8 protein-coding genes are annotated in these 9,331 nt (G+C 73.2%); 3 read left to right on the forward strand and 5 right to left on the reverse strand.

The genetic code is table 11. The features are described from left to right. Positions 1-187: 187 nt before the first annotated feature. Positions 188-1,069, reverse strand: a complete 882-nt coding sequence (locus A3Q37_RS34995; protein WP_010058645.1) for a bifunctional methylenetetrahydrofolate dehydrogenase/methenyltetrahydrofolate cyclohydrolase — start codon at positions 1,067-1,069, stop codon at positions 188-190. 220 nt (positions 1,070-1,289) lie between these two features. On the opposite strand from A3Q37_RS34995, the gene A3Q37_RS35000 reads away from it, so the two are divergent. Continuing rightward, on the forward strand, positions 1,290-1,928 hold the full coding sequence (locus A3Q37_RS35000; protein WP_065491242.1) for an RDD family protein: 639 nt from the start codon (positions 1,290-1,292) through the stop codon (positions 1,926-1,928). A gap of 123 nt (positions 1,929-2,051) precedes the next feature. On the opposite strand, the gene A3Q37_RS35005 is transcribed toward A3Q37_RS35000, so the two are convergent. From A3Q37_RS35005 to purN, 3 genes are all read right to left on the reverse strand, one after another. Next, positions 2,052-3,596, reverse strand: coding sequence for a DUF2079 domain-containing protein (locus A3Q37_RS35005; RefSeq protein WP_065491244.1), 1,545 nt, complete (start codon positions 3,594-3,596; stop codon positions 2,052-2,054). Positions 3,597-3,727: 131 nt separating this feature from the next. Then, positions 3,728-5,281, reverse strand: a complete 1,554-nt coding sequence (gene purH, locus A3Q37_RS35010; protein ID WP_065491246.1) for a bifunctional phosphoribosylaminoimidazolecarboxamide formyltransferase/IMP cyclohydrolase — start codon at positions 5,279-5,281, stop codon at positions 3,728-3,730. Continuing rightward, positions 5,268-5,924 (reverse strand): phosphoribosylglycinamide formyltransferase, encoded by a 657-nt coding sequence (purN, locus tag A3Q37_RS35015; protein WP_065491256.1) that lies wholly within the window; start codon positions 5,922-5,924, stop codon positions 5,268-5,270. Before purN ends, purH begins: the two co-directional genes overlap by 14 nt. 282 nt (positions 5,925-6,206) lie before the next feature. On the opposite strand from purN, the gene A3Q37_RS35020 reads away from it, so the two are divergent. Continuing rightward, a complete protein-coding gene (locus A3Q37_RS35020) occupies positions 6,207-7,079 on the forward strand; it encodes a hypothetical protein (protein ID WP_065491251.1) in 873 nt (290 codons plus the stop codon). On the opposite strand, the gene A3Q37_RS35025 is transcribed toward A3Q37_RS35020, so the two are convergent. Continuing rightward, entirely contained in the window at positions 7,076-8,791 is a 1,716-nt protein-coding gene (locus tag A3Q37_RS35025; RefSeq protein ID WP_065491254.1) for a DUF6350 family protein, read from the reverse strand. The genes A3Q37_RS35020 and A3Q37_RS35025 overlap by 4 nt on opposite strands. A 126-nt stretch (positions 8,792-8,917) precedes the next feature. On the opposite strand from A3Q37_RS35025, the gene A3Q37_RS38180 reads away from it, so the two are divergent. Continuing rightward, a partial coding sequence (locus A3Q37_RS38180) for a helix-turn-helix transcriptional regulator (RefSeq protein WP_255312041.1) occupies positions 8,918-9,331 on the forward strand: 414 nt, incomplete at its 3' end.

Below are 9,331 nucleotides of genomic sequence, written 5' to 3' on the forward strand. Positions count from 1 at the left end.
GCCCGGCCGCCTTCGCCGCCCGCGCGGGAGGCCGGGGCGGCGGAAGCGGCCGCGCCGGAAACGCCCTCGCCCCGCCCGCCCGCCTCGGCCTCGTCCCGCGCCTCCGGTTCGTCCGTCGTGCGGTCCGCCGGGGCGGGGTCGGCCGGACTCCTACCAGCACCCATGGGGTTCCCTCCGGATCCGGCCGTCAGCCCGCGGCGGCGGCGTCGGCGGCCTCGGCTGCGGCCCGCTCGGCCGCCTCCACCACGTTGACCAGCAGCTGCGCCCGGGTCATCGGGCCGACGCCCCCGGGGTTCGGGGCGACCCAGGCGGCCACCTCGCGGACCCCCGGGTGCACATCGCCGACGATCTTGCCGTCCGCGTCCCGGCTGACGCCGACGTCCAGCACGGCCGCGCCCGGCTTCACGTCCTCGGGCTTGATCAGGTGCTGGACGCCCGCGGCGGCGACGATGATGTCGGCCTGGCGCAGGTGGGAGGAGAGGTCCCGGGTGCCGGTGTGGCACTGGGTCACCGTGGCGTTCTCCGACTTACGGGTCAGCAGCAGCGGGATCGACCGGCCGATGGTGACACCGCGTCCGACGACCACGACATGCGCCCCGTTGATCTCGACACCGTGCGCACGCAGCAGCTGGACGACGCCCTGCGGGGTGCAGGGCAGCGGGCCGGTCTCGTTGAGGACGAGGCGGCCGAGGCTCATCGGGTGCAGCCCGTCGGCGTCCTTCGCCGGGTCCATCAGCTCCAGGACCCGGTTGGTGTCGATGCCCTTGGGCAGCGGCAGCTGGACGATGTAGCCGGTGCACTCCGGGTTGGCGTTCAGCTCCCGGACGACGTCCTCGATCTCCTCCTGGGTGGCGGTGTCGGGGAGTTCGCGCTGGATGGAGCCGATGCCGACCTGGGCGCAGTCACGGTGCTTGCCGTTGACGTACCACCGGCTGCCCGGGTCGTCCCCGACGAGCAGGGTTCCGAGGCCGGGAGTGATCCCCTGGGCCTTGAGGGCCGCCACACGGACGGTCAGATCGGATTTGATCGCGGCAGCGGTGGCCTTGCCATCGAGAATCTGGGCAGTCATGGGCCCATCCTCGCGGATGACCCCGCCCGCGTACCAATTGCCGGTGCCACGCCCGTACAGGACATTGCACTTGCACAACGTCCCGGGCCCCGGACTGGACAAACGAGGGTTCCGCTTATAACGATGAAGGCCGCGGTTGTACGGGGGGCGGGCCGCTGATCGATGTCCTTCCTCCGTGTGGCCATCTCGTCCCCACACGTCTGTTGAAGGAACACCCCTTATGAGCTTCGGCGACCCGAACAACCCGTACGGGCAGCAGCCCGGCCAGCCTCCCCAGGGCCCGCCGCAGGGACAGCCGGGGTACGGCTACCCGCAGCAGGCTCCGCAGGGCGTCCCGCCGCAGGGCTACGGCTACCCCCAGCAGCAGCCCGGCTATCCGCAGCAGCCCGGCCAGCCGTACGGCGCCTACCCGCAGCAGGCGGGCTACGGCCAGCAGCCCGGCTACGGCGGCGGCATGCCGGAGCTGGCGCACTGGGGTCTGCGCTTCGGCGGTCTGATCGTCGACGGGCTCGTGATGATGGTCCCGTACATCTTCGTCATCATCGGCGGCGCGGTCGGCGACTCGTTCGGCGCGATCCTCAGCATCGTCGGCTTCCTGGCCCTCATCGGTGTGGCCATCTGGCAGCTGTACCAGGAGGGCACCACCGGTCAGACGGTCGGCAAGAAGGCCGTGGGCATCCGCCTGCTGCGCGAGGCCGACGGCCGTCCGCTCGGCTTCGGCATGGCCTTCGTCCGCCGCCTGGCCCACTTCCTGGACAGCCTCGCCTGCTACATCGGCTGGCTGTGGCCGCTGTGGGACGAGAAGAAGCAGACGTTCGCCGACAAGGTCTGCTCGTCCGTGGTCGTCAAGTCCAACTGACGCTGCTTTCCAGCCCCTTCCGGACCTCGTCCGGAACTTCCGGGCACCGTCCGGACATGCCGCGAGGGCCGCACCCGATCACGGGGTGCGGCCCTCGCGGCATGTCGGGCGACGGCAGCCCGGTCAGTCGCCCCCTACGCCCGGGATCTCCTTCGGCTCCGGCGTCGTGCGCTCCATCACCACGAAGCTGCCGCCCCGGTGCTTGAGCCGGTAGCGCGCCTCCGGGTGCAGCTGTTCGGCGTACGCCACCGGGTCCTGGATCGGGCGGGACCAGCCGAAGTCCAGGTTGATGGCGACGATGTCGGGCGCGGTGCCCGGGGCGCCGCCGACCCAGTAGACGGTGCGGTCGGAGGTGAGGTGGGCCATGAGCGTGATGTCCGTCTCGACCCGCGACCCGGCCGGGATGGCGTCGAGCGCCGCCCGGGCCGCCTGGCTGCGGGCGTCGTCGGTGCGGTAGGTCTCCGGGCGCAGCAGATCGCGCAGCGGCAGGTGCTGGGTCATCGCGACGGCGATCGCGGCGGCGACGGGCACGGCGACCTTGGCGTACGAGGCGAGCCAGGGGCGGTGCGATCCGCGGCTGCGGCGGACGCCGTCGGCCAGCGCGAGGAAGAGCACCGGCATGAGGATCGCGCTGTAGTGCCAGACCATGCCCCAGTGGTTGCTGTCCTGGGAGAGCAGCCGCCAGCCGAGCGTCGGGACGATCAGCAGGGTCAGCGGTGAGCGCAGCGCCATGAACGCGGTGATGCCGATCAGGAAGACCAGCATCTCGATCTTGACGGAGGAGTTGAGGACGCCGAGGAGGGAGTCCAGCATCGAGACGTCCTGCTCGCCGTTCTTGTCGATCTTCGTCCAGTAGTCGTAGCGGCCGGCGCTGCTGGCCGCCGGGATGAGGACGACGAGGGTGACGACGAAGGCGGCGACCCCGAAGGCGGCGAGCAGCGCGCCCTGGAGGCGGCGGCCGTACACGAAGAGCAGGAAACCGACGACGGCGACGGTCGCGCCGAGGTCCTCCTTGACCAGGACGAGCGGGAGCGACCAGAGCAGGGCGGCCGTGTACCGCTTCAGGAGCAGGGCCCGGCAGACGAGGGCGAGCAGCGGTACGGCGAACGCGATCTCGTGGAAGTCGGCCTTCACCGCTTCCTGGATGCCCCAGGAAAGTCCGTACGCGACGGTGACGCAGAGCCCGGAGCGCCCGCCGAGGATCTGCTGGGTGGTGCGGCCGACGATGACCGCGCCCAGGGCGAACAGCGCGGCCTGGGCGAACAGCAGGGACTCGGCGGACGGCCAGATCCAGTACAGCGGGGCGAGCAGCGCCACGATCGGGGAGAAATGGTCGCCGAGGATCAGATAGCCGGGGCCCTTGATGTCGACGACCGGCGCGTCGAACCCCGCGTATGCCCGGACCTCCTGCTCGAAGATCCCGAGGTCCCAGGAGGGCGAGCCGAAGCGGGCGTACTGGAAGAAGGAGTAGAGGAAGTAGAGCGCGCACAGGATCGCGCCGGCGATGAGGTACGGGCGCAGGGGTACGCGGTCGGCCGGGGCGTCCGGGCCCGTGCTCGGGGATGCGCCGGCCGGGCGGGTGTCCGGGGCGGCGTCGGGCCCCGGATCCTGGGCGGGCAGGCGCCCCGGCCCGGACCGGTCCGTTCCACTCTTGTTCAGCTCAAGCACGGTGACTGTCCCTGCTGGGGGTTGCTACGGCCGTGTCATTAGAACAGAGCGGCGAGCGGATTCCGTACGGCGGACACGGCGGCGGCCGCACCCCCGGGGAGAGGTGCGGCCGCCGCGAGACGCCTGGGCACTCAGTGGAAGAAGTGGCGCGTGCCCGTGAAGTACATGGTCACGCCCGCCTTCTGCGCGGCCTCGACGACCAGCTCGTCGCGGACGGATCCGCCGGGCTGGGCGACGGCCTTGATCCCGGCGGCCGTGAGGATCTCCAGGCCGTCGGGGAACGGGAAGAACGCGTCGGACGCGGCGTACGAACCGGCGGCCCGCTCCGCGCCCGCCCGCTCGACGGCGAGCTTGGCGGAGTCGACGCGGTTGACCTGGCCCATGCCGACGCCGACCGACGCGCCGTCCTTGGCGAGGAGGATCGCGTTGGACTTGACCGCGCGGCTCGCCTTCCAGGCGAAGGCCAGCTCCTTCAGCTCGTCCTCGGAGAGCGCCTCGCCGGTGGCGAGCGTCCAGTTGGCCGGGTCGTCACCGTCGGCCTGGAGGCGGTCGGCGACCTGGAGGAGCGCGCCGCCGTCGATCGGCTTGACCTCGAACGCGGCGGTGGGGGCCTCGGGGGCGCGCAGCACGCGGATGTTCTTCTTGCGGGCCAGCACCTCGACGGCGCCGTCCTCGTAGGCCGGGGCGACGATGACCTCGGTGAAGATCTCCGCGACCTGCTCGGCCAGCTCGACCGTCACCGGGCGGTTGACGGCGATGACGCCGCCGAACGCGGAGAGCGGGTCGCAGGCGTGGGCCTTGCGGTGCGCCTCGGCGACGTCGGCGCCGATCGCGATCCCGCACGGGTTGGCGTGCTTGATGATCGCGACGCACGGCTCGGCGTGGTCGTACGCGGCGCGGCGGGCGGCGTCGGTGTCCGTGTAGTTGTTGTAGGACATCTCCTTGCCGTGCAGCTGCTCGGCCTCGGCGAGACCCCCGTCGCCGGAGGTGTAGAGCGCGGCGGGCTGGTGCGGGTTCTCGCCGTAGCGCAGAACGTTCTTGCGGGCGAAGGTGTCGCCCAGGAACTCCGGGAGGCCCGAGTCGTCGGCGGCCGCGTAGTCATCCGCGAACCAGGAGGCGACGGCCACGTCGTAGGCAGCGGTGTGCTGGAACGCCTCGGCGGCCAGCCGCTTGCGGGCGGTCAGGTCGAAGCCGCCCGCCTTCACGGCCGCGAGGACGTCCGCGTACCGCTCGGGGCTCGTGACGACGGCCACGGAGGGGTGGTTCTTGGCGGCGGCGCGGACCATCGAGGGGCCGCCGATGTCGATCTGCTCGACGCACTCGTCGTCGGAGGCGCCCGATGCGACCGTCGCCTTGAACGGGTAGAGGTTCACCACGACCAGGTCGAAGGGCTCGACGCCCAGCTCGGCCAGCTGCTCGCGGTGGGCGTCCAGGCGCAGGTCGGCGAGGATGCCGGCGTGGACGCGGGGGTGCAGCGTCTTGACGCGGCCGTCCAGGCACTCGGGGAAGCCGGTCAGCTCCTCGACCTTGGTGACCGGGACTCCGGCGGCCGCGATCTTCCCGGCGGTGGAGCCGGTGGAGACGAGTTCGACGCCCGCCTCGTGCAGACCGCGGGCGAGGTCTTCGAGCCCCGTCTTGTCGTAGACACTGACCAGGGCGCGGCGGATGGGCTTATTCACCGACATGACCGAGATGAACCTTTCGTCCCTCAATGCGATGGCCGTCACGGGCGATCCGCCCCACGGCCTCGACGAGCAGCGAGCGCTCGACTTCCTTGATGCGTTCGTGGAGGGCGGCTTCGCCCTCCGGGGTGTCCTCCTCGGTCACCTCGACCACGCCCTGCGCGATGATCGGACCGGTGTCGACACCGTCGTCGACGAAGTGGACGGTGCAGCCCGTGACCTTGACGCCGTACGCGAGTGCGTCCCGCACTCCGTGGGCGCCGGGGAAGCTGGGCAGCAGGGCGGGGTGGGTGTTGACGGTCCGGCCGCCGAAGGCGGCGAGGAACGCCGGGCCGACGATCTTCATGAAACCGGCGGAGACGACGAGGTCGGGGCGGTACGCGGCGACCTGCGCGGCGAGCGCCTCGTCCCACTCGGCGCGGCTCGCGTGGTCCTTGACCCGGCACACGAACGTGGGGATTCCGGCCCGCTCCGCACGCTCGGCGCCCCCGGTTCCGGAACGGTCGGCGCCGACCGCGACGACCTGCGCCCCGTACCCCTCGGGGTCGTCGCCGATGGCGTCGAGGAGCGCCTGGAGATTCGTACCGGATCCGGAGACCAGCACGACCAGCCGGGCAGGAGAGGCGGGGGTGGGCGGGGAGGCCACGTCGGGGCCCTTTCTCACGTGATGACCGCGCGGTGACGCAGGTGCGGCATGCTCTTTGTAGAGTCGTACGAATGAATCGCCTCGCCCGATACGGGGAACCCTACGAACGGGCCGACCGTCAGCAACGATACCGGCACACCCGGCGGCCCCCACGGGACGGGGGCGTGACCGGGAGGTAGCGTCAGGGGGCAGTGATCCGTCCACCGGGCGGACCAAACCGTCCCGGGGGCGGACGAACCGTCCTTCGGGCGGACATGACGAGATGGGGAAGACGTTCACCACATGCCGGACCGACGCCGTCGCACCGCCTTCCGCTTTCCCCTTCCGGAGCGGTCCGCTCTGCTGATGCGGGAACGCCAGTCCTCGTCGCCGGACTCCGGTTCCGCCGGGAAGCCGCAGGAGGAGAACCCCTTCGCCGCGCCGCCCGCGGACCGGCCGGACCAGCCGTGGCAGCCGCGCCGCCCCTCCGTCGCCCCGGACCGGGGGTCGGACGAGCAGGACGACAACGGCTCCGGTTCCGGTTCCGGCGGTGACCGCCCGGCCTGGGGCAGCCAGTGGAGCGACCGGCAGCCCGGCCGGGGCAGCGGCGGCTTCGGCGGCCGTCCCGGCGGGAACGGCACCGGCGGCCCGGGCGGCAAGGGCGGGAACGACCGCGGTCCGGGCGGGCTGCGCTGGGACCCCACCGACCCCGTACAGCGGCGCGCCCGCTACGCGGCCCTCGGCGGTATGTGGGCCTTCTTCTTCGCCCTCTTCGACTTCCCGGAGATCGCTCTGCTGCTGGGCGCGCTCGCGACGTACTGGGCGATCAGCGCGCTCCGTACGCCGCTGAAGAACGCGTCCGCCACGGACCGCGCGGCGGCGGACGGCGGCTCGGCGGGTACGCCCGCGAACCCGGCCGCGCCCGCGAACCCCGCTTCGCCCGCCGCACCCACCGCACCGTCGAGCGTCAGCAGCAGGCATCACACGACGACGGCGGTCGGCGGCCTGGTGACCGCGCTGCTGGCGCTGCTCATCGTGGTGACGTCGTACACCGTGCAGTTGGTCTACCGCGACTACTACACGTGTGTGAACGACGCCCTGACCAAGTCGGCCTCGGTGGCCTGCAACGACAAGCTGCCGAAGCCGCTGGAGCCGTTCTTCGGCGTCAGGGACTAGTTTCCGGCCCCGCCCGGATCGGCGGACTCGGCTCGATCGGCTTGACCGGCCGTGCGGTTGGCCGTGCGGTCGGCGGGGAAGTCGGCCATGAGTCCGCCCGAGCTCTGCTTCAGGGAGGCCCAACGGGCCTCCCTGGTCTCTTTCCCGTGCCAGGGGTCGGTCGGCAGGAAGTCGTACGGCTCGAAGGGGGCTGCTTCGGGCGCCGGGCCCGGGGCCGGTACGGAGGAAGCGGCCGGGGGCGCGGGACCGTCCGGCTCCGCTTCGCCGTCCTCGCCCGCGGCCGCGCGCCGACCGCGCCAGGGGGCCCACCACCGGCGCGGACGCCCGGGGACGACACCGTCCTCCTCCCCCTCTTCTTCTGCCTCGGGCTCCGGGGGCTCGTCCGTTTCCGTTACGTCCCTGCGCCAGGCCCAGCCCGGGGCACGCAGGCGCCACAGGCGTAGCAGCAGGGCCGCCGGTACGCCGATGACGGCCGTCCACACCAGCGCCGCCGGGCCGGTCAGCCACCACACCGGGCCGAACGCGCTCAGCGCCCCGGTCCCGATCGGCCCGCCGGCCACCGCCGTGAGCAGCGCCGTCCCCGCACCGCACCCGAGCGCGGCGAGCAGGGTCACCAGCGCCGTCTCGCGCGGGCTCCAGGCCCGGGCGCGGGGCGCGTCGGCGGGCGCGGCCCTGCGTACGGCGAACCAGGCGACCGCCAGCGCGGCCGCCACCGGCACCGCGATCGCCGCCCAGTTCGGCAGGGAGCCCGCGCCCTGGTCCGGCACCGCCGCCAGCAGGGGGAAGCGCGGCACGGCGGGGGTTCCGTCGAGGCCGAGCGGGGTGGCGGTGGCTCCCGTACCGAGCGAGAAGCCGGGCCCGAGCCCGTACGCCGCTCCCCACAGCGCGGCGTTCGGCACGAGCGCGGCGGCCAGCAGGAGGACGGCGACGCGCCCCGACCAGTCGCCCGCGAGCCCGAGGAACGCGTCCTGCGCCGCTGCCGTGTTCCGGCCGAGCGCCACCGCGACCAGCAGCGCACCGCCACCGAGCAGCACCGTGAGGCCCGCCGCCGCCGACCGGAACGCGGCCTCGGCGCGGTCGCGGAAGAGCGTCCGCGCGACGGCCTCCTGAACCGCCAGGGGCGACCAGGACGGCGCGGGCCCGAACGGCCGCCCGGCCGCCGTCCACACCCCGGCGGCCGCCGCACCGGCCACCACCAGCGCCACCGGGAACGCCAGCGTGTCCGGGTCCGCGTACAGCGGACCGCCTCGCGCATAGGCGGCCGCCCCGGCGACGACCAGCAGATATCCGGCGGTCACCGCGCAGAACGCGCCCACCCGCGAGGGCCCGGTCACCCCGTCCCGGGGCCCGTCCTGCGGCCCCTCCCGCAGCTCTTCCCGCGACTCCGCCGCGTCGCGCGCCGCGCGGTGCGCCAGCCAGACCGGGCCCAGCACGAGCAGCAGCGGGACCATGCCGACGGGTGCGGGTACGCCGCTCAGGGTGTCGGGCCGCACGAGCCCGGCGCCGTGCGCGAGCAGCCAGACCCCGGCCGCCGTGCGCAGCGCCCCGCCCGGTCCGCTGTCCGGGTACGGGGAGCTGATCCACACCACCATGACCAGCACCGTCAGCGACCCGAGGCCGAGCCCGGCGGCGACGACGCCCTTCACCAGAGCGGAGACCAGGGCGAGGGTGCGGTTCCGTCGCACCGTCACCTTCGGGCTGCGTTGCGTCATTTGGGTCACGCGGCCCATGCTGCCAACGACACGCGCTTATTTCGCGTAACGCGCGAAGAGCCGCCGTGTCGCTCAATATACGTTTATGTACTTTTTCACCCAGCGCGGTGCTGCCGGGGGTCGTCCATGACCCGGAGCACGACCGACGAGGCCGCCGTGCCGCCGCTGCCCTCCCCCAAGGAGCGCCGCAGACTGCGCGAGGCGAAATCGTTGAGCGAGGAGGAGGTGGCGGCGGCGGTCGGCGTCACGCGCGCCACCGTGCGTTCCTGGGAGACGGGGCGCACGAGCCCGCGCGGCCGCAAGCGCGCGCTGTATGCCAAGCTCCTCGCGCCCGAGCCTTCGGCGAAGCCGACGGTGAAGCCTGCGGTGGTGACGCCGGAGGCGGTGGCGGGCCCGGCGAAGGCGGCGGACCAGGCGAAGGCGGCGAGCCCGGCCGCAGCCCCGGCAGCGGGCGACGCGCCCGCGCCGCCGGAGGATCCGCCCGCGCCCCGGCCCGAGGGCCCGCCTGTCGGTCGGCCCGCAGCCCCGCCCGTCGCGCCG

This window comes from Streptomyces sp. PTY087I2, assembly GCF_001687325.1.
In the GTDB taxonomy this organism is placed as follows: domain Bacteria; phylum Actinomycetota; class Actinomycetes; order Streptomycetales; family Streptomycetaceae; genus Streptomyces.